The organism is Pseudomonas sp. 5Ae-yellow, assembly GCF_014077575.1.
Lineage (GTDB): Bacteria > Pseudomonadota > Gammaproteobacteria > Pseudomonadales > Pseudomonadaceae > Halopseudomonas > Halopseudomonas neustonica.
In genome coordinates this window covers 1-20,416 of the sequence record NZ_JACGWE010000008.1, presented here as the reverse complement: position 1 = coordinate 20,416, position 20,416 = coordinate 1, and the positions used below count along the sequence as shown (strand labels likewise).

Sequence of the window (20,416 nt, the reverse complement as noted above, 5' to 3'; positions counted from 1 at the left end):
TCACCAACCAGTATTTGAATTCACTAAAAGACAAAGGGCACCCCTGACCAAGTCAGGGGTGCCCCGTATCAGCTCTTATCGAACTGAGCGGCCGTAAAAGCCTTAACCTTCTTGCAGGATACGCAGCATGCGACGCAGCGGTTCGGCCGCGCCCCACAATAGCTGATCACCTACAGTAAAGGCAGAAAGATACTGCGACCCCATATTCAGCTTGCGCAGGCGCCCGACTGGCACATTCAGCGTACCGGTCACTGCGGTAGGCGTCAGTCCGGCCAAGGTCGCTTCCTTGGTGTTCGGAATGACCTGCGACCAGGGGTTATGCTCAGCCAGCAAGCCTTCGATATCGGCCAGCGGCACATCCTTGTTTAGCTTGATGGTCAATGCCTGGCTGTGGCAACGCATGGCACCCACGCGCACACAGATACCATCAACCGGAATAGGACGAGCGCTGCGACCAATAATCTTGTTGGTCTCAGCCTGCGCCTTCCACTCCTCACGACTCTGACCGTTAGGCAGCTGCTTATCAATCCAAGGAATCAGGCTACCCGCCAGCGGCACACCGAAATGCTCAGCCGGGAAGGCGTCATCACGCAGCGTGGCCGCAACTTTGCGATCGATTTCCAGAATAGCACTAGCAGGGTCAGCCAGCTGCTCGGCGACCGAGCCATGAATAGCACCCATCTGGTTAATGAGTTCGCGCATGTTCTGCGCACCAGAGCCGCTGGCTGCCTGATAGGTCATGGCACTCATCCACTCGACCATTCCCTGCTCAAACAGACCACCCAGCCCCATCAGCATCAAGCTGACAGTGCAGTTGCCACCCACGTAGGTTTTCACGCCATCACGCAGCGCCTGATCAATGTTGCGGCGATTAACCGGGTCCAACACGATCAGGGCCTCGTCTTCCATGCGCAGAGTGGAGGCGGCATCAATCCAATAGCCATTCCAGCCGTCAGCACGAAGCTTGGCATAGACTTCGCTGGTGTAATCCCCACCCTGACAGGTGATGATCACGTCCATGGGCTTGAGCGCTTCAAGGTCAAAGGCGTCTTTCAGCGCTGGGGTGTCCTTGCCAATATCCGGACCTTTGCCACCTACGTTCGAGGTGGTAAAAAACACCGGATCGATATCAGCAAAATCATTTTCGTCACGCATACGCTGCATCAGCACGGAACCAACCATGCCACGCCAACCAACTAGACCAACTCGCTTCATAACAACACCCCCGTGGGGTAACAAATTCAAAGAAGAAAGACGCCCGAGCAAAGTCGGGCGTTTTCGAATAATCGAACAGATTACAGGTTTTTGAGGGCCTCGGCCACGGCATCACCCATTTCAACGGTGCCTACCTTGCGGCACCCCTCAGAATATATGTCGCCGGTACGCAGGCCCTGATCCAGCACCAGGCTAACCGCTTGTTCAATGGCATCGGCCGCCTTTGTCTGCGCAAAGCTGTAACGCAGCATCATGGAAACAGACAGAATCGTCGCCAGTGGATTGGCGATACCCTGCCCGGCAATATCAGGCGCACTGCCGTGACATGGCTCGTACATACCCTTACCGTTCACATCCAGCGATGCCGAAGGCAGCATGCCGATGGAGCCAGTCAGCATCGACGCCTGATCAGACAGAATGTCACCGAACATGTTGTCAGTCACAATCACATCAAACTGCTTGGGCGCGCGCACCAGTTGCATGGCGCAGTTATCGACATACATGTGCGACAGCTCGACGTCCGGGTAGTCCTTGGCAACTTCTTCAACCACTTCACGCCACAACTGACTCGACGCCAGAACGTTAGCCTTATCAACTGAACACAGCTTCTTGTTGCGCACCATCGCCATATCGAAACCTACCTTGGCAATGCGGCGAATTTCGCTTTCGCTGTAGGGCAAAGTGTCGTAAGCCTGACGCTCACCATTCTCGAGCACGCGCTTCTCTCGCGGCTGGCCAAAGTAGATACCCCCGGTCAGCTCACGCACGATCAGAATATCCAGCCCCGAGACCACCTCAGGCTTGAGCGTGGATGAATCAGCCAGTTGCGGATAAAGAATCGCTGGCCGCAGATTACCGAACAACCCCAACTCGGAGCGGATCTTCAACAGGCCGCGCTCAGGACGCAGGGCGGGATCAATCGTATCCCACTTGGGGCCACCGACGGCGCCCAACAAGACTGCATCGGCCTTGCGTGCCCGTTCCAGCGTCTCATCGGCAAGGGGCACACCGTACTTATCATACGAAGCACCACCCAGCTCGCCAGACGACAACTCAAAGCCCAAATCAAACTTTTGATTGGCCAGGTTCAACACCTTGACCGCCTCAGCCATGATTTCAGGACCAATACCGTCACCCTGAAGAATCAGAATCTGTTTAGTCATTCACTTCTCTCCATAAAGCGCCATTCAGGCACTAACAATACGGTTCAGCGACCGGCCCAGAGCACGATCACATCCGTGCTGAACGAGCCATCCGCGGTAATTTCAAAATAGCGCCGGACTTCTTCACCCATCGCCTGCTGCAGCGTTTTTATCGCCGTTTGCATCACCAACGGGGTACGCATGCGCTCTACCCAGGAAGTGAATTCGAGACGCAGGCGCTGTCGGCGCTGACGCTCAACCTGCAAACCCGCCTGGCTCATTTCCAGCAACCACTGCGCCGCCGAGTAATCACGTACATGGCTGGTATCACGCAGCACTTCAGCAGCCTGCAAGTAGGTATCGAGTTGCGGCAAACCGGGCGACATGACATCAACAAAAATCACCTGACCACCGGGCTTGAGCACCCGATGCACCTCGCGCAGAGCGCGTCCCAAATCCTGCCAGTGATGTGCCGAGTAACGACTAAAGACGAAATCGAAACTGGCATCCGCAAACGGCAAATATTCAGCAACGCCCTGCTGCAGCTTGATGTTATCCAGACCACGCTCAACCGCCGCCGCTTTAACCGTATCCAGCATCGCCTGGGATAGATCGTAAGCAACCACTTCGGCAAGCTGGCTGGCCACACGAAAACTGACATGCCCAGCGCCACAACCCAAATCCAGCGCCCTGGCATGCGAGCACCCGGCGACCGCCTCATCCAGTGCAACAAACTCCTCGCCAGTGCTGTGCACCGTACTGGTGAGGTAAGCACTCGCCTGATCGCCAAACTGCCGCTCGACTACGCTGTTGTGCTCGCTTGTCATAAGGTGGCTCCTCGCCGGTTCAAGGCGTATCGGTTACGGCTGAATTGCACCGAACAGCCAAGGCTGACTCTGCTTGTGCTTCTGCTCAAACGCCGCAATGGCATCGGCGTCCTGCAACGTCAGGCCAATGTCGTCTAGGCCGTTGAGCAGGCAGTGCTTACGGAACGCGTCCACTTCAAAACTGTAGGTCCTGCCATCAGGGCAGATAACGGTCTGCGCCTCAAGATCAACCGTCAGCTCATAACCCTCTTGCGCTTCCGCCTGATCAAACAGATAGTCGATATCTTCTTCAGGCAAAACAATGGGTAACAAGCCATTCTTAAAGCTATTGTTATAAAAAATATCGGCATAACTGGGCGCCAGAATGGTGCGAAAGCCGTATTCTTCCAAGGCCCATGGCGCATGCTCACGGCTCGAACCGCAGCCAAAGTTCTTACGCGCCAGCAGCACGCTAGCACCCTGATAGCGTGGCTGGTTAAGCACAAAATCGGTATTCAACGGACGGTTAGCACAGTCCTCACCCGGCTTGCCCTCATCCATATAGCGCCACTCATCAAACAGATTCTGGCCAAAGCCAGTGCGCTTGATCGACTTGAGAAACTGCTTGGGAATGATCTGATCGGTGTCTACGTTGGCACGATCCAGCGGCGCTACCAGGCCAGTGTGTTGAGTAAATGGCTTCATGCGCTCACCTCCTGATTCATCATTTCACGTACATCGACAAAGTGACCGGCGATCGCGGCGGCGGCGGCCATGGCAGGGCTGACCAAATGGGTACGCCCACCGTTGCCCTGACGCCCCTCAAAATTGCGGTTTGAGGTCGAAGCGCAATGCTCACCCGACTCCAGTTTGTCTGGGTTCATAGCCAGGCACATGGAGCAGCCCGGATCACGCCACTCAAAACCGGCAGCCTTGAAGATCACATCCAGGCCTTCCTGTTCTGCCTGCTCCTTGACCAGACCAGAGCCGGGGACAACCATCGCCTGCTTGATGCTGGGCGCAACACTGCGACCCTTGGCAACGGCGGCAGCGGCGCGCAGGTCTTCAATGCGCGAGTTGGTGCAAGAGCCGATAAATACACGATCAAGCTGAATAGAAGTAATTGGCTGATTGGCCTCCAGGCCCATGTACTGCAGCGCGCGCTGATAGCCGCTGCGCTTGACCGAATCAGCTTCCTGAGCCGGATCCGGCACCAGTGCATCAACGGCGACGACCATTTCCGGGGAAGTACCCCAAGAGACCTGCGGCTTGATCTCCGCCGCGTTCAGGTCTACCACAGTGTCAAAATGCGCATCCGCATCGGAGACCAGATCTTGCCAGGACTCGACGGCCACTGCCCAGTCAGCACCCTTGGGCGCATAAGGACGACCCTTCACGTATTCGACGGTCTTCTCGTCGCACGCCACCAGGCCAACGCGCGCGCCCGCTTCAATCGCCATATTGCAGATCGTCATACGGCCTTCAACCGACAGGTCGCGAATGGCTGAACCGGCAAACTCAATGGCATGCCCGTTACCACCGGCAGTACCGATTTTGCCAATAACCGCCAGCACCACGTCTTTCGCCGTGACGCCAAAGCCCAGTTTGCCCTCAACGTTGACCAGCATGTTCTTCATTTTTTTGGCAACCAGGCACTGGGTAGCCAACACATGCTCGACTTCAGAGGTACCGATACCATGGGCCAAGGCAGCAAAAGCGCCGTGCGTCGCGGTATGCGAATCACCACAAACAATGGTCATACCTGGCAGTGTTGCGCCCTGCTCCGGCCCGACTACGTGAACAATACCCTGGCGGCGATCGGTCATCTGAAACTCGACAATACCGAACTCGTTACAGTTATCGTCGAGGGTGACGACCTGCAGCTTGGACACCGCATCATCAATGCCTGAGACACCCGCAGCCCGATTGGTGGTGGGCACGTTGTGATCCGGCGTCGCCAGGTTGGCGTCAATCCGCCATGGCTTGCGGCCAGCTAGGCGCAGGCCTTCAAACGCTTGTGGCGAAGTTACTTCGTGCAGCAACTGGCGATCTATATAGATCAATGCCGAACCATCATCGCGCTGCTTAACCAGATGGTTGTCCCACAGCTTGTCGTAAAGCGTTTTCGCAGACATGCGGTACTCCTCAAATCAGACTATGACCGCTATCGACCATCACCGGAGATGCCCGGGGCGCAGCGATTCTTTGAACGGGCCAAGGATAAAATTTAGCTAAAGATAAAACAAAGGAATATTATTTATTAAATAGATAACCAAAAGGAATTCGAGATGGATACCGCCAACCTTTCTGCCTTTCTCGCGGTAGCAACAACGGGTTCATTCTCGCGCGCAGCGGAACAACTCCATCTAACCCAACCGGCCGTCAGCAAGCGCATCGCCATGCTGGAGCAACAGCTGAACGCGCGTCTGTTTGATCGCATCGGCCGCAAAGTCGCCTTGACGGAAGCTGGGCGCGCACTCAAACCCAGAGCGCATGAGGTTTTGGGGTTGCTGAATGATACGCGCCGAGCGCTAAGCAATCTATCCGACAATGTACAAGGGCGTCTCAGCATGGCGACCAGTCATCACATTGGCCTGCACCGCTTGCCTCCGATCCTGCACGAGTTCACCCGCGCCTACCCCAAGGTCGCACTGGACATTCAGTTCCTCGACTCGGAGATCGCCTACGAAAAGGTGTTGCACGGTGAGATTGAGCTAGCCGTCATCACCCTCGCCCCCGAGGTTGAAGCGCCCGTGGTATCGGAGCTTATCTGGCATGACCCACTGGATCTGGTCATTGCGCCCGAACACCCGCTGACGCAGTCAAGCCAACTGGAGCTGGCCCAGTTGGCGGAATATCCCGCCGTGTTCCCCGGCGTTAACACCTTCACGCACAGGATCGTCAGCACCTTGTTTGAGCAGCACAAGATCACCCCTAATATCAGCATGAGCACCAACTACATGGAAACCATCAAGATGATGGTTTCCATTGGCCTGGCCTGGAGTGTGCTGCCGCGCAGCATGCTCGACGAGCAGGTCAAGGCGCTGGCAATTCCCGGCATACAGATGCAGCGTGACCTTGGCTGCATTTGGCACAGCGGTCGCACCCGCTCCAATGCGGCGCTGGCACTCATTAAGCTTTTACAGCAGGCGGGCGATATAAAAGGTGAAAAAGCGTGAACCCTTGCTTGTTGCACCTAGCCACAGGGGCTATCTTGGAGAGAGACTAAGTTGCATTACGAACCTAGTCAGGCGAATCATCGCCATGCTGCGGCTTAAAAACGAAGGCAAAGAATGTCCTTGTGCCCGGCAACAAGAGGCCGAGAGTGCCGCATGCAAAAGCTTAAAAGCCCAGCCGTGCGAGGCTTCTTGATCTAAAGGATTAGTTAAGCCCGCGGAGAATCTATGTCACCTACCACCGGTGCATTTCCAGCCGACCTACTGGCTAATACAGGTAGTGCATTCGCTACTCTCTTTGCGACCATGCCGGCCGCCGGAATGCTGGTGGATGCCAGCAGTCAACGGGTAATCCAGGTCAACGACGCCTTTACGCAACTATTCGGCTGGCAGGCGCAGCGCATCGTCGGCCAACCAGCCAATAACTTTCCACTATGGTGCGGTAGCGATCGCTGGGACAACTTGCTGCGCAAGCTGGATCAGAACAAAACACTGAGGGGCGTGCGCCATGAAGTGTGCAGCCGCAACGGTAGCCTTCAGCACTGCATACTGAACATAGAACCGATCAGCCCGGGATCGAGCTGCCTGTTGATAACCTTGCAGCAAGAGCGTCCGTCGGCGCCAGCTACCACCGGTATAGATGAACGACACCTAAAGATTTTCAACGCCACAGGCGAAGCACTGCTGCTGATCGACTCCGATGGCTACATTTTGGAGGTCAACAGCAAGTTCGAACGGCTCACAGGCCTGAGCAACAGTGATTGCGTCAATAAAAAGCTCAGCGCGATGCAGATACTCGATACCGAGACTGCTGCTCGCCTACTTTCTCAGCTGAAGCGTCGCGGACGCCTGGACAGTGAAGAAATCCGGGTTCAAATAAAACCAGGCAGTGAACCCTATGACGTACTAGTGCATGCAAAAACAGTGCAGCTAGCCGGTCGTACCTGCCTGGTTGTTACCGCACGGGACATTACCGCGCAAAAATTAAACGAGAAAGCCCTAAACGAAAGTCAGGAGCGCCTGAATCGAGCATTGGATGCCAGTGAAATGGGCGTATGGGACTGGCAAATAAGCAGTGGTGAGCTGCACTGCTCACCGCGTAGCGCCGAATTGAATGGACTTGCCGCAGACCATATTGAAGGCAATATTCGTAGTTTTACCCAGCATGTATTACCGATAGACCAACGCAGCTTAAGGCGCGCCTACCTATCTATCTGCCGCAGCCAGAACCGCTACCACAAGTTGACTTACCGCGTACTGAACAGCGATAGCAAAGAGCGCTGGATCGAAGCAACGGCTACACTGCATAGGAACGACGCTGGCAAACCGGTAAGACTGGTCGGCACATTGCTCGACATCACTGTGCGCCGAAAAAGTGAAAAAGCGCTGGTCGACAGCGAAGCCAAATTCGCCGCGCTATTTCAAGGCGCACCGGATCCCTATTGCCTGGTGCACAGCCAGAGCCGCCGAATTATCGAGGTCAACCTCAGTTTTACCAGTACCTTTGGACATACGCCACAAAGTATCGTTGGTCACACGCCAGACGAGGCCGGCGTATGGAGCAAAGCGGAAATGCATGCCCCGCTAGACGACGCCATTCGCGGCAAGCGCGTGCTCAATGGGCTGATCGAAACCTTTGCCACTTATCAGGGCAAGCTATTGATCTGCGAAGTGTCCACTTCCAATCTCAGTATCAATCGCCAGCCCTGCGTGCTGTTCAGCTTTCGTGATATCACGGCGCGCAAGCAGGCCGAAGCCGCATTGCGCGCCTCAGAAGATAAATTCGCGCGCGCTTTCAAGGGCAGCCCGGACAGCATTAGCATTACTGAAAAAATCAGCGGTAAGCACCTTGAAGTCAACGATGGCTTTACCCGCCTTACCGGCTACAGCGCGGAGGAGGTGATCGGCAAAACCGCACAAGAGTTAAATATCTGGGCGCAAGCATCGGACCGGCAGACACTGATCGACGAACTGGACCGGCATGGCCGCGTGCACCATCATGAAATGACGGTCAATACCCGCATGGGTACACAGATGCAGGTTGCCGTATCCGTGCAGCCACTAAATATCGATGGCATCGACTGTATCCTGCTTACCTCCAGGGATGTCACTGAGCAGAAACTGATCGAGGCCAAGGTAAAGCACCTTGCTTACCATGACGCGCTCACCAATTTACCCAACCGCCTCCTGCTGAGCGATCGCCTCAGTCAACTGAACGCACTCAATAACCGCCATAATATGCATGGCGCCTTGTTGTTCTTTGACCTTGATCACTTTAAGCATATCAATGATTCGCTGGGACACTCCTGCGGTGACGCCGTGCTTCAGGAAGTCACATCACGACTGCTCACCCTGGTACGCGCAGAGGATACCGTTGCTCGCCTGGGCGGCGACGAGTTTGTCGTGCTGCTTAGTGGGTTAGAGGCCATCGGGCAGCAACTGGAGCAGGAGGTTGAATGCACGGCCAGAAAGCTACTCAACGCCATTTCCGATCCCATGCAGATTGACGGGCACACGCTACAGCTAAGCGCCAGTATTGGGGTGGCCTTGATGCCCGAGCATGGAAGCACGCCCGACGACCTGCTGAAACGGGCTGATATCGCGCTGTATAAAGTGAAAGCACTGGGCCGCAACGGCATCGCCTTTTTCGAGCAGACCATGCAGGTTGCTGCCAGCGAACGTCTAGCCATCGAATCCGAGCTACGCGGCGCACTGAAGAAAAAGGAGTTTGTGCTCTATTACCAACCGCAGATCAATCATCTTACCCGCGCAATCGAGGGCGCAGAGGCGCTAATACGCTGGCAGCATCCGCACAAGGGGACGGTAGTCCCGGGCGCCTTCATGCATGTACTGGAAGAGACCGGCCTTATACTGCCAGTTGGCGAATGGGTATTACTGGAAGCCTGTTGCTTTGTCTCACGCCTATTGCAGGAAGGCGCAATAGACGCCAACACCTTCAGTCTCAGCATCAATATTAGCCCCCGCCAGTTCCGTCAAAGTAGCTTTGTCAGCGACGTACTGCAGGCGATAGAGACCTATAGCATCCCCCCCCAATGCCTTAAACTGGAGATCATCGAAGGTATCGTCATTCAAAACGTAGCGGATACTATCGATAAAATGAATTTTCTGCGTGAGCGCGGCGTGCATTTTGCTATTGACGATTTTGGTACCGGCTACTCCTCACTCAGTTATCTGAAAAAACTCCCGGTTGACTTGCTCAAGATTGACCAGTCCTTCGTACGCGAGTGCACGAGCAACCCCAATGACGCCGAAATCATCCGCGCGATCATTGCTATCGCCTCCAGTCTGCGCATGGACTTGATCGCGGAAGGGGTAGAAACGACCGAGCAACTGATTTTTTTGCACGAGTTGGGCTGCGATCATTACCAAGGCTATTTATTTAGCCCACCGGTAGATGAGCACGCCTTTCGACTTTTGCTTAACTCACGGCAGCAAACCTGAAAAACGACCTCGCAATGCCTATCACGTCACACATGCAAAACCAGCCCCTCGAAATACGCACCTGCGAATTGAACCTGTACAGTCAGTCTTAGTCTATATCTGCGTAGACCACGGCCGCTGCCGTGAATAAAAGAGAGAGCAGGAGTATTCATCATGAACAAGTCTATGTTGACCGGTGTTCTAATTGGAGCGGCAGTTGCCACAGCAGGCGGCGCTATTGCGGGCTATACCGCGTTCGCGGACAAAACGCCCGACCAGGCCAACGTTCTTGATGTTAGTGAGATCAAGGAAACCAAAAGTACCCCACGCGAAGTCTGTAACGATGTTGCCGTCACCCGGCAAAGACCCGTGCAGGATCAGCACCAGGTTCTCGGCTCGGTAGCAGGCGCCGTGATTGGTGGCGTATTGGGTAACCAGGTCGGTGGTGGTAACGGCAAGAAAATTGCCACGGTAGCAGGTGCTGCGGCAGGTGGTTATGCCGGCAATAAAACCCAGGAGCGAATGCAGGCCAACGACACTTACACCACCATGGAGCGTCGCTGCGACACTGTTTACGACAAGCACGATGAAGTGGTCGGCTACCAGGTAAAGTATGAAATTGGAGAGCAGACCGGCTCAGTGCGAATGGATCACGATCCGGGCGATAGCATTCCGCTGAAAGACGGCGAATTGGTACTCAGCCGTAACCAGTAATAGTTTTACCCTGCAGTCAGTGAAAAGGCATCCCTTAACCCGGATGCTTTTTTATTCGGCCGATTACCCACGCAACCGCACTACTCCTCCAAACTGCTGCGACAAAGCTGCAACCAACGCTCGATACCTGCGCTACGAAATTTCTGCCGGTGCATCGCAAAGTAAAAGCGGCGATGAAAATTTCGCTGCGGTACCGGAAGCGGTACCAGACTGCCACGCCGAAAAGCGTCCACCAGCGTAATCTCTGATAGGCAACCCACCCCCAAACCCGCCTCCACTGCACGCTTGATCGCCTCGGTATGCTGCAGCTCCAGCTTGATCTGCAAGTGAGGCAGTAGCCCCTGCATTGCCCATTCAAAGTGCTGGCGCGTACCTGAGCCCTGCTCACGCACGATCCACTGCGCCTCCAGCAATTCGTCATCACTCAACCAGGGGCGTCCGGCCCATGGGTGATCCGGCGCGCAGAATACGGTCAACTCATCATCGCGCCAATGCAGTAACTCGAGCTCAGGGTGCCGCGTTTCACCCTCAATCAAGCCGATATCCAGCTCGAAATTCGCCACCTTGCGCACTATGGTCTCAGTGTTGGCTACTTCTAACTCGACGCGCGCGCCTTCCTGCTCACCCATGTAGCGCGCCATAATCTCGACAGCAAGATAGTTGCCAATACTCAGCGTAGCGCCCACCTTCAAGTGACCAATGTCCTGGTGTCTTGCCAGAGCGCTTTCCAGCCCCCTGGCTTGCTCCAACAGCGCCTGCGCCTTGGGTCTGATGCTCTGCCCCAGCTCATTAAGCTGCAGTCGCTTACCCACGCGATCGAACAACTGGACGTCAAACTGGCTCTCCAGATCTTTCAACGCGCTGCTCGCAGCAGATTGCGACATCGCAAGACTGGTCGCCGCACGCGTCAGGTTCTCGTGGTGGGCGGTTGCGAGAAAGACCTCAAGCTGACGCAGGGTATATTTCATAATCGGTTTTCCCGAATACAGTAATAACAATAATCCATTTATCCGATAGGTTAACGGGATGTAGACTCCACGCCAATACTTCATTCATGCCGGGAGGCGACATGGCGGGCTTCAATAACGAAACGGTACTCAGCGTTAATCACTGGACAGACAACCTGTTCAGCTTCAAGACGACCCGCGATCCGGGGTTCCGCTTCAAGAACGGCCACTTCATCATGATCGGCCTTGAGGTCGAAGGCCGCCCACTGATGCGCGCCTACAGCATCGCCAGCCCCAACTATGAAGAAACGCTGGAGTTCTTCAGCATCAAGGTGCAGGATGGCCCGCTGACCTCGCGCCTGCAGAACATCCAGCCCGGCGACCAGATCATGATCAGCCGCAAGCCCACCGGCACGCTGGTCCTGGATCACCTGCTGCCCGGCCGCAATCTGTATTTGCTCAGCACCGGCACCGGCCTGGCACCCTTTATCAGCATCATTCAAGACCCGGAAACCTACGAGCAATATGACAAGGTCATCATCACTCACGGCTGCCGTCACGTTCGCGAGCTGGCTTATGAAGACCTGATCACCAACGAGCTGCCAAACCACGAATACTTTGGCGACATGGTGCGCGACAAGCTGATCTATTACCCCACGGTCACCCGTGAGCCGTTTCGTAACGAAGGCCGGCTGACTGATCTGATGACCAGTGGCAAGCTATTTGACGATATCGGCCTGCCCCAGTTTGATCTCGAGCAAGACCGCTTCATGCTCTGCGGCAGCCCCAGCATGCTGAAAGACTGCTGTGAAATCCTCGACGCCAAAGGCTTTATGGAAGCCCGCCATGGCGACCAGGGGCACTACGTTATTGAGCGCGCTTTCGTAGAGAAGTAAGCGTACCTGAGTAACAAATAAAAAAAGCCCCGGCGTGTTGATCACGCCGGGGCTTTTTTGTGTCTATGGCACCGCTAAAAAACAGGTGCACTGGCTACATTCTGCTACCACGGGGGCCGGCAAAGAACCAAATAACAAGACCAAGAACGGGCAAAAACAAAACCAGCAAAACCCAGAGCAGCTTAGCGCCCATGCTGGCACCGCTTTGCAGGATGTTAATGATCGCCCATACATCTGCGATCAGAATCAACACCCCCAAGATCCCTCCACCGGTATTTAAGCCCATCGTACTCTCCTAACGCCATTTTGATGTTTCCACTATAGTCGAGGCCGGCAACTTGGCTACCCATCAGATATCCAAAAGCTGCAACTCACTGAGCTTTGACTGTTTGGTATCAGAGTCGTTCAGCGCAGCTTCATCACTTGCCATACTGAGCCAGCGACAAGAGTGGCTAGGCGCGGGCACCAGCGCCCATTCCATACCAGCGGGAAGCCACAGCAGATCACCAACATGACAAGCCAATACCGAGGCCCGACCAGTGACGCTGCCAGCCTCACCAACGCAGAGCCTGGCCTGACCGGCGCAGAGCAGCAACCACTTGCCGGCCGAGCGCGTCACCTCCTCTGCCGCAAGCTGAGTCGGCACCTCGGCGTAGCCGGGAACACCATCGCGTTCATCCATACGGCTTACCAGGGGCCCAGGCAAGCCCTTGGTAACAATCAAGGCGGCGCACTGGTTCAGTAACTCGGCTGAGTCGGTAGCCAGTGGCGTAGCGAGCCGCATCAGCTCAACGCCCTGCTCGGCCAGAACTGTCGTAATGTCGTCCAGATGGGTCAACACCCGCGCCGGGCAATGCCACTGTCCGCCTTCATACATCGCCAGAATACTCATCACTCGTTCCTTAGTCTCGCTGCAAACACAGCGCCAAAATGATTGCACCGGCCAGCGCCGCCAGCGACGCTATACCAAAGGTCCAGGCCGCCCCCAGACTATCCCAGACGTAGCCAGAGTAAAGTGCACCCAAAGCTCCGCCAACCCCGGCCAAGGTCGCATAGAATGCCTGCCCCTGCCCTTGCAGCCGTGCGCTGAATTTGTGCTGCACAAAATGAATGGCCGACACATGAAAAGCACCAAATGTAGCAGCGTGCAGGCACTGGGCCAACAGCAAGGTGAGCAGCGAGTCCGCCAGATTACCCAGCAGCACCCAGCGCATTGACGCCAGAGCAAAGCTGGCTACCAACAATGACTTCAGGCTGAAACGTGCCAGAAGCGGTCGCATCAACAAAAAAAGCACAATTTCTGCCAACACACCCAATGCCCATAACAGGCCAATAACGCTGCGGCTATAACCGAAGTCTTCCAGGTGAATGCTCAGAAAGGTGTAATAAGGCCCATGCGACAACTGCATCAACGCGACGCAGAGAAAAAACGCCAGCACGCCAGGGCGGCGCAGCTGCGCCAGCAGACCATCTCCGACCACACGATTGATAGCAAATGAAGGCGGCGCCGGAATCAGCATGCTACAGCCGATAATCACGCACATGACCGCTAACAACACGCGCGGATAAGCCACCATCCCGAAGCGCTCCAGCACCTCACCCAGCAACACCACCGTGAGGATAAAGCCAACCGAGCCCCATAGCCGAACCTGGCTGTAACGCGAGGCCTGCTCTTTTAAATGAGCCAGCGTGATAGCCTCAAACTGCGGCAGGATCGCGTGCCAGAAGAACGCGTGCAATGCCATCACAGCCGCCAACCACCAGTAGTCCTGGCGATAAAAAATAGCGGCGAAGCTTAGCGCAGTGAAGATGGCGCCAAGGCGCACAATCAGCAACCGCTGGCCGGTAGCGTCGCCAATCCATCCCCATAAATTGGGCGCAAGGCAACGCATCAGCATCGGAATAGCCACCAGCTCGCCAATGCGCGCAGCAGAAAAACCCAGGGATTCAAAATACAACGCAAGAAAGGGAGCTACCCCGCCCAAGAGGGCAAAATAGCTAAAGTAAAAACCAGAGAGGCGCCAGTAAGGCAAGGGCTGGCTGCCAACCCCTTCCTTTTGAAGCGCTGAGCTCAAAGCTGGCCCAGTACCGGCGTATTGACCTTAACGTCTGCATTCTGCGCGCGCTGGCGCAGCAGATGATCGATCAACACCAGCGCCATCATTGCCTCGGCAATGGGCGTGGCGCGAATGCCAACACAAGGATCATGGCGGCCCTTGGTGATCATATCGATCGCCTCGCCATTGACGTCAATCGAGCGGCCAGGCGTCGTTATGCTGGATGTAGGCTTGAGCGCCAGGCTGGCAACGATCGGCTGACCGGAAGAAATACCGCCCAATACACCGCCGGCGTGGTTGCTGACAAACCCCTCCGGGGTGAGTTCATCGCGATGTTCAGTGCCGCGCTGCGCCACCGAGGCAAAGCCTGCGCCCACCTCCACACCCTTAACCGCGTTGATGCTCATCAACGCGTATGCCAGCTCGGCGTCCAGGCGATCAAAGACCGGCTCACCCAAACCTGGCGGCACACCGTCGGCGACGACGGTGATCTTCGCGCCGACCGAATCCTGATCGCGACGAAGTTGATCCATGTAGGCTTCAAGCTCGGGGATCTTATCCGGGTCAGCGCTGAAAAACGCATTATCGTTAACCCCATCCCAGCTCTTGAATGGGATCTCGATAGGACCAAGTTGACTCATGTAGCCGCGGATCTGAATGCCCTGCGCCGCCAGATACTTCTTGGCAATAGCACCCGCCGCAACCCGCATAGCGGTTTCACGCGCAGAAGAACGGCCGCCACCGCGGTAATCGCGTACGCCGTACTTATGATGATAGGTATAGTCGGCATGCGCCGGCCGGAAAACATCCTTAATTGCGGAGTAGTCCTTGGACTTCTGATCTGTGTTGCGAATCAGCAACCCAATCGGGCAACCGGTGGTGACCCCCTCAAACACACCCGACAGAATCTCGACCTCGTCCGCTTCCTGACGCTGGGTAGTGTGTCGGCTGGTCCCGGGCTTGCGCCGATCAAGATCAAACTGCAGATCGGCGCTCGACAGTGCCAGTCCTGGCGGGCAACCATCAACAATGGCGACTAGAGCAGGACCATGACTTTCACCGGCGGTGGTGACGGTGAAGAGGGTTCCAAGGGTGTTTCCAGACATAAGACTAAACCTGATATAAGCGAAGGCAGTTGGGCAGTATACCGTCCGCTCTGCGTGGGTGACAGCTTGAAATCAACCCGCTAGGCTAGCAGCCTGCCAACCTCACAGGATTCAGTATGCCAGGCTTTTTGGCGCAGTTGCTGCCCGAGCATTTCTCCCCCCTGCTGGCACTGGCATTGATTGTCTGCTCAGCCATTACCTCAATGATCACCGCCGCATTAGGCGCCGGCGGCGGCGTGATGCTGCTGGCGATCATGGCACTGAGCATGCCAACCGCAGCGATCATACCGGTGCATGGCATGGTTCAGCTCGGCTCCAACGCCAATCGCGCCCTGATGACCTGGCGGCATATCAACCTTCGGGTCATCGCCTGGTTTCTGCCGGGCGTGATCCTTGGTGCCTGGCTGGCCAGCCGTCTTTTGATCAACGTGCCGCTGGGTGCCATCCAGCTCAGCATCGCCCTGTTTATCCTTCTGCTCTGCTGGGGACCAGCTATACCCAAGGTAGCTACCGGTAAAATAGGTACGCTACTGGCCTCTACGCTAACCAGCTTTCTCAGTCTCTTTGTGGGTGCCACCGGACCGCTCGTTGCGGCTTTCATCAAGCAACAACACGCCAACAATCGCATGCAAACCGTTGCCACCTTCGCTGCCGCGATGACGCTGCAACATGCCCCCAAAGCCCTGGCCTTTGGTGCAGCGGGCTTTGTATTTCACAACTGGCTACCGCTCATTGCCGCCATGATAGCCGCCGGTGCCTTGGGCACCTGGCTAGGATTGCACATACTCTCGCGCATTAGTGATCGACACTTCACCCGACTGTTTAATCTGGCCCTCACCCTGCTTGCCATACGCCTGACCTGGCAAGCCATCACCACAGGCTTTGCATGACTTTTGCAAAACATGCAGATAAATTACAGAAAAGACTGCGAACGCCGATAACTCTCGTGTGACCGCGGTAGTAACCCAGGACCCGTAATGAGCGAAATAGACACCTCAACCTCAGAAGCCAGCCCGGAAGCGGAAGTCGCACGTGATCCCTTTGCGCGTGCCAAACCGTCAGACTTCTACTGGGTTCAGCTCAAACCGGTGTTCAAAGCCAGGATACTGGTTCATCAGGAAAAGCTCGCCCAGATCGCCGTCACCCAGGAAAAGCTCGGCCTGCTGGAGCTATTGCGACTTCAGGTGCGGTTTGAAGGTGAAGCACTGCCCGCCTCTGGCAATCGCCTTGAAGTGCTGGTCGATCACAAACGGAAGCGAGTACGCTTTGGTCCTATCAGTGATCTCAGCATTCAGCCAGCACAACGCGGCCTGGGCATGTTCATGCTGGCGCAATTGATTCACTGGTGTCAGCGCTACTGTGGCGACTATGCCGTTACCCCAATCAGCCTGAACACCGAGAGCTTCAGCAATAACGATGCCCGTACCGCGCTGGAGCAGATCCTCACGCGAGCGGGCTTCAGCATTAACACGCTGGATGAAGAAAGCAAAAACAGCGTTGCCATGGCTAATCGCGTGAACGATTTGATCGGCAGCTGGAACACCGAAAAGATTCAGCCCCTGCAGATCAACAGCTTACTCGGCCAGCTACGTGAACATGAAGCACTCAACCACAAGCAGACTGTGCAGCTTAACCAGCTACAAAACATGATTGCCAACTATAAGCGCACCGATATAGGCAACCGCTTTGCTATCGGTTGCCTGATCGTATTCTGCATTTTTCAGGCGCTGATGCTGCTCTGGGTCGTACTACGTTAAACGCCGTTCGTGTTAGCGGCCACCAGCAAATAGCGGCTGAAAGTGACGGCATTGCTCGGCACTGAGTACAAAAACCCCATGCCCACCATGCGCGAACTTGACCCACTCAAAGTCAACTTCAGGCCACTCAGCCATCACGTGCACCATGCTGTTACCCACTTCGATTACCAACGCACCGTCTTCGGTAAGGTAGTTGGCTGCTTCGGCCAGCATGCGCCTAACCAGGTCCAGACCATCATCACCGGCAGCCAAGCCCATTTCCGGCTCGTGGTGGTATTCATCCGGCAGGCCATCCATGTCTTCGGCATCCACATAAGGTGGATTACTCACAATCAGATCAAAGCGCTCGCCGGCCAAGCCATCAAAGCCGTCTGACCAACGCGCCTCGACGCGTTCCGTCAGCCCGTGCATATCAATATTGGCTTCCGCGACAGCCAAGGCATCGGCAGACAGATCCGCCAACACCACCTCAGACTCGTCGAACGCGATAGCACAGGCAATACCGATGCAGCCACTGCCAGTGCACAAATCCAGAATTCGCTCCGGATCGCGTTCTAGCCAGGGAGCAAAGCGCGAATCAATTAACTCGGCAATGGGCGAGCGCGGTACCAGCACACGATCATCCACAATAAACTCCAGCCCGGCAAAGCGCGCATGGCCGGTGAGATACGCCGCCGGAATACGTAGGCGCACCCGTTCCAGCAACAGCCCTACCGCGGCCTCACGCTCCTCTTCGGTCACTCGACACTGCAAGTAGCTTTCTGGCGTTTCCCAGGGTAAATACAGCGCGTGCAATACCAGCAGGCGTGACTCATCCCAAGCGTTATCAGTACCGTGGCCAAAGTACAGCTCGGCCTGGTGAAAGCGGCTGACGCCCCAACGTATCAAGTCCTGAACACTTTTCAGTGCAGCGTATTCACTCATGATGTAAATCCTTGTCCAATCAGGCGTCCATTCTACGCTGCCGCGTGCCAGCGACTACTGGTACACTTCGTTTTTTTAGCAGCAGACTAGTGGACAATGTCTCAGGATAACGTCGGACCCGATGACGAAAACCTGTTCCAGCAGGCCATCAAGGGTGTCAAACCGCTCAAACAACAGCAAGCTGATGTTGGCAAAGCCAAAGCTGATCGCGCTCGAATTGCTGCCAGTCGCGCCCGCGCAACCCACAGCGCAACCCAGATCGTCATGGACGGTCTGTCAGATCAATTTGTGATTGATGTGGCGCCGGAAGAAGAGTTGATGTGGGGCGGCAATGGCGTGCAAATGAGCCAGCTACGCAAGCTCAAGAGCGCGCAAATCCCCTTTGATGGCTCAATTGACCTGCATGGCATGACAGTCGAGCGCGCCCGCGAAGACCTCTGGGCATTCCTCGCCGAAGCGGTCAAGCAAGAGATTCGCTGCGTGCGCGTAACCCATGGCAAGGCGCAGCGCAAAGACGGCCGCACCCCTATCCTGAAAAGCCACGTCAACACTTGGCTGCGGCAACACACCAGCGTACTGGCCTTTACCTCCTGCATCCCCCGCCACGGCGGCACAGGGTCGGTTTATGTACTGCTCAAGCGCACCATGCTGGAAGGTCGCGACGACTAAAACGGCGCAGCACCTTGCTAGGCCAAGGTACTGCTTCTGGACTCATTGCACAGGCTATCGTGCAAGCGAATCACCGGCTCTGTGGAAAAATCCGAGCCCACCGACTGAATCAGCTTCACCACGCTATAGCGCGCAGATACCGCCGCGTAATCCTGCGCCCAATCCAGATACGCCTGAGTCTCACAATCCAGCGGACTTTTGATTTTGATCGTTTTGAACTTCATACGAAAAGGCTTGGGCGTGACCCGGGCGCGATAGCAATTCTGCTTTTGCGACAAGACGATATACAACCAATCAACCCGCAGCTTGCGCATTAACGCCGCATAACCCTTTCCAGACGGCTCGATGTACTTCTTGCCAATTACCCGCACGCCCTTGGTCGTCTCATAGATACGAAAGTCAGTGCCCAGCTCCGGGCATTTGCTTAAGCGCTGCAAAAACTTGGCGACGATGCGTTCCTTCTTCGGCAGCTTGCGCAGTGCCCTGAACATGTCCAGAAAATCGACAGGATAATCATCCAGGTCGAGCACCGTGTACTGGCAGGTATTCAGAATCCTCGCGCCGTAGCGGCAGATGGTAATGATATTGGCATCATCCACCACCTCGTCCACGTGTTCCTTGATGGGCGCCTCGTAATCGTCCTCCGGTGCCTCGCCTTTAATTTTCTGCTCAACATAACGGGAACGCTTTGTCGCTTCACGCCTGGCGTCGTCTTTCGACTGGTTGGAGCCAGACAGAACAGTAACGAACTGCGCGGACTCACCAACCTGAATCTTGACCGACTCTTTAACCCAGAACTTATAGTATTTCACTTTGTTTTCCCTGTCGGTCTTCGTACATGGCTAGCGGGCGCTCGACCAGCAACCCAGCCAGATGCGCAAAACGAGATTCAAATAGCACGACGACCTGTATTAACCCTCTATAGCGACCAGATCTAAGATCACAAGTAAGCTGCAGATCAGGGGCTATGCGATGACCGCAAAAAGCCCCAAAAACAAGAACCATGCGCCCCATAACGCGATGCCAATGTAGCCCGTGATCAGTCCTGCCAGAGCCAAACCGTCACCGGCCAAGCGGCCATTGCTTTCTTTAATTAGTGATCGGGCGATATGTCCGCACACAATTGCGATAATCGAGCCAAAGAAAAACAGGCCCAGAATACCGGCGACCAGACTGGCAACCGCTGGTGCAGACGTGGTGGGAACGGCCGGTGTTTGTTCTACTGGCGCTGCGGCGGTCTGAACAGGAGCGCTCACGGCGTAAATCTCAGTCGCATTGCTCTCCTGCGCGACAAAATCGACCGCTATACCCGGCTCTGGCAACCCCGGACTTTTCCATTGCGCTTGGCCAAACTCATAGCGCTCATCACCCTCGCCCTTTATCACGCCTACTGCGCTTTGCGCGTCAAACCCCAATACCGTACCTTTCATCTAATACACACGGCGGTTGCAGGAGCTGAGTGCAACACGGTTATTGAATTGACGCAGGAGCATCATATTGCATAGCCAAGGCTTTCTGCATCACTTCGCTCATGACTTCGATAGGACATTTGAAATCGAAGCGCTT

Annotated in this window: 20 protein-coding genes; 7 read left to right on the top strand and 13 right to left on the bottom strand. The window is 55.5% G+C overall.

The window, feature by feature from the left end; genetic code table 11:
• Positions 1-102: 102 nt before the first annotated feature.
• The 5 genes from asd to leuC form a co-directional block, all read right to left on the bottom strand.
• On the bottom strand, positions 103-1,215 hold the full coding sequence (gene asd / locus H4J77_RS07070; protein ID WP_123891060.1) for an aspartate-semialdehyde dehydrogenase: 1,113 nt from the start codon (positions 1,213-1,215) through the stop codon (positions 103-105).
• 80 nt (positions 1,216-1,295) lie between these two features.
• The gene (gene leuB, locus H4J77_RS07065; protein ID WP_182247731.1) at positions 1,296-2,378 is read right to left on the bottom strand and encodes a 3-isopropylmalate dehydrogenase; all 1,083 of its coding nucleotides are present in this window, start codon (positions 2,376-2,378) and stop codon (positions 1,296-1,298) included.
• A gap of 44 nt (positions 2,379-2,422) precedes the next feature.
• On the bottom strand, positions 2,423-3,184 hold the full coding sequence (locus H4J77_RS07060) for a class I SAM-dependent methyltransferase (RefSeq protein ID WP_182247729.1): 762 nt from the start codon (positions 3,182-3,184) through the stop codon (positions 2,423-2,425).
• 33 nt (positions 3,185-3,217) lie between these two features.
• Complete coding sequence (leuD, locus tag H4J77_RS07055) at positions 3,218-3,868, bottom strand: 3-isopropylmalate dehydratase small subunit (RefSeq protein WP_123891057.1); 651 nt, start codon at positions 3,866-3,868, stop codon at positions 3,218-3,220.
• Complete coding sequence (leuC, locus tag H4J77_RS07050; RefSeq protein ID WP_123891056.1) at positions 3,865-5,298, bottom strand: 3-isopropylmalate dehydratase large subunit; 1,434 nt, start codon at positions 5,296-5,298, stop codon at positions 3,865-3,867. The genes leuD and leuC overlap by 4 nt, the downstream gene beginning before the upstream one ends.
• A 153-nt stretch (positions 5,299-5,451) precedes the next feature.
• On the opposite strand from leuC, the gene H4J77_RS07045 reads away from it, so the two are divergent.
• The 3 genes from H4J77_RS07045 to H4J77_RS07035 all read left to right on the top strand — a co-directional run bounded on the left by H4J77_RS07045 (position 5,452) and on the right by H4J77_RS07035 (position 10,494).
• Entirely contained in the window at positions 5,452-6,342 is an 891-nt protein-coding gene (locus H4J77_RS07045) for a LysR family transcriptional regulator (protein WP_182247727.1), read from the top strand.
• A gap of 225 nt (positions 6,343-6,567) precedes the next feature.
• A complete protein-coding gene (locus tag H4J77_RS07040) occupies positions 6,568-9,801 on the top strand; it encodes an EAL domain-containing protein (RefSeq protein ID WP_182247725.1) in 3,234 nt (1,077 codons plus the stop codon).
• 153 nt (positions 9,802-9,954) lie between these two features.
• Complete coding sequence (locus H4J77_RS07035) at positions 9,955-10,494, top strand: glycine zipper 2TM domain-containing protein (protein ID WP_182247723.1); 540 nt, start codon at positions 9,955-9,957, stop codon at positions 10,492-10,494.
• A gap of 80 nt (positions 10,495-10,574) precedes the next feature.
• On the opposite strand, the gene H4J77_RS07030 is transcribed toward H4J77_RS07035, so the two are convergent.
• Positions 10,575-11,462, bottom strand: coding sequence for a LysR family transcriptional regulator (locus H4J77_RS07030; protein ID WP_123891052.1), 888 nt, complete (start codon positions 11,460-11,462; stop codon positions 10,575-10,577).
• A gap of 101 nt (positions 11,463-11,563) precedes the next feature.
• Here H4J77_RS07030 and H4J77_RS07025 point away from each other — a divergent pair, with 101 nt between their 5' ends.
• Positions 11,564-12,337: a ferredoxin--NADP reductase gene (locus tag H4J77_RS07025; protein WP_182247721.1), complete on the top strand. Its 774-nt coding sequence runs from the start codon at positions 11,564-11,566 to the stop codon at positions 12,335-12,337.
• A 94-nt stretch (positions 12,338-12,431) separates the two neighbouring features.
• Here the strand turns inward: H4J77_RS07025 and H4J77_RS07020 are convergent, their stop codons facing one another.
• From H4J77_RS07020 to aroC, 4 genes are all read right to left on the bottom strand, one after another.
• Positions 12,432-12,623, bottom strand: coding sequence for a PLDc N-terminal domain-containing protein (locus H4J77_RS07020; protein WP_182247719.1), 192 nt, complete (start codon positions 12,621-12,623; stop codon positions 12,432-12,434).
• Between the two features lie 63 nt (positions 12,624-12,686).
• Positions 12,687-13,229, bottom strand: a complete 543-nt coding sequence (locus tag H4J77_RS07015; protein WP_182247717.1) for a hypothetical protein — start codon at positions 13,227-13,229, stop codon at positions 12,687-12,689.
• A gap of 10 nt (positions 13,230-13,239) precedes the next feature.
• Positions 13,240-14,412: an MFS transporter gene (locus tag H4J77_RS07010; protein WP_259364762.1), complete on the bottom strand. Its 1,173-nt coding sequence runs from the start codon at positions 14,410-14,412 to the stop codon at positions 13,240-13,242.
• Positions 14,409-15,500, bottom strand: coding sequence for a chorismate synthase (gene aroC / locus H4J77_RS07005; RefSeq protein ID WP_123891049.1), 1,092 nt, complete (start codon positions 15,498-15,500; stop codon positions 14,409-14,411). The genes H4J77_RS07010 and aroC overlap by 4 nt, the downstream gene beginning before the upstream one ends.
• Positions 15,501-15,616: 116 nt before the next feature.
• Between aroC and H4J77_RS07000 the strand changes: the two genes are divergently transcribed.
• Both H4J77_RS07000 and H4J77_RS06995 read left to right on the top strand, forming a co-directional pair.
• Positions 15,617-16,390 (top strand): sulfite exporter TauE/SafE family protein, encoded by a 774-nt coding sequence (locus tag H4J77_RS07000; protein WP_182247715.1) that lies wholly within the window; start codon positions 15,617-15,619, stop codon positions 16,388-16,390.
• An 87-nt stretch (positions 16,391-16,477) separates the two neighbouring features.
• Positions 16,478-17,257, top strand: a complete 780-nt coding sequence (locus tag H4J77_RS06995) for a hypothetical protein (protein WP_182247713.1) — start codon at positions 16,478-16,480, stop codon at positions 17,255-17,257.
• Positions 17,258-17,269: 12 nt separating this feature from the next.
• Here H4J77_RS06995 and prmB read toward each other — a convergent pair whose 3' ends face one another.
• Positions 17,270-18,181 carry a 50S ribosomal protein L3 N(5)-glutamine methyltransferase gene (gene prmB, locus H4J77_RS06990; protein ID WP_182247711.1) on the bottom strand — a complete coding sequence of 304 codons (912 nt, stop codon included), beginning with the start codon at positions 18,179-18,181 and terminating at the stop codon, positions 17,270-17,272.
• 96 nt (positions 18,182-18,277) lie between these two features.
• On the opposite strand from prmB, the gene H4J77_RS06985 reads away from it, so the two are divergent.
• A complete protein-coding gene (locus H4J77_RS06985) occupies positions 18,278-18,850 on the top strand; it encodes a Smr/MutS family protein (RefSeq protein ID WP_123891045.1) in 573 nt (190 codons plus the stop codon).
• Between the two features lie 17 nt (positions 18,851-18,867).
• Here the strand turns inward: H4J77_RS06985 and H4J77_RS06980 are convergent, their stop codons facing one another.
• Entirely contained in the window at positions 18,868-19,662 is a 795-nt protein-coding gene (locus H4J77_RS06980; protein ID WP_182247709.1) for a hypothetical protein, read from the bottom strand.
• A gap of 153 nt (positions 19,663-19,815) precedes the next feature.
• On the bottom strand, positions 19,816-20,280 hold the full coding sequence (locus H4J77_RS06975; RefSeq protein WP_182247707.1) for a DUF4190 domain-containing protein: 465 nt from the start codon (positions 20,278-20,280) through the stop codon (positions 19,816-19,818).
• Between the last annotated feature and the right edge of the window lie 136 nt (positions 20,281-20,416).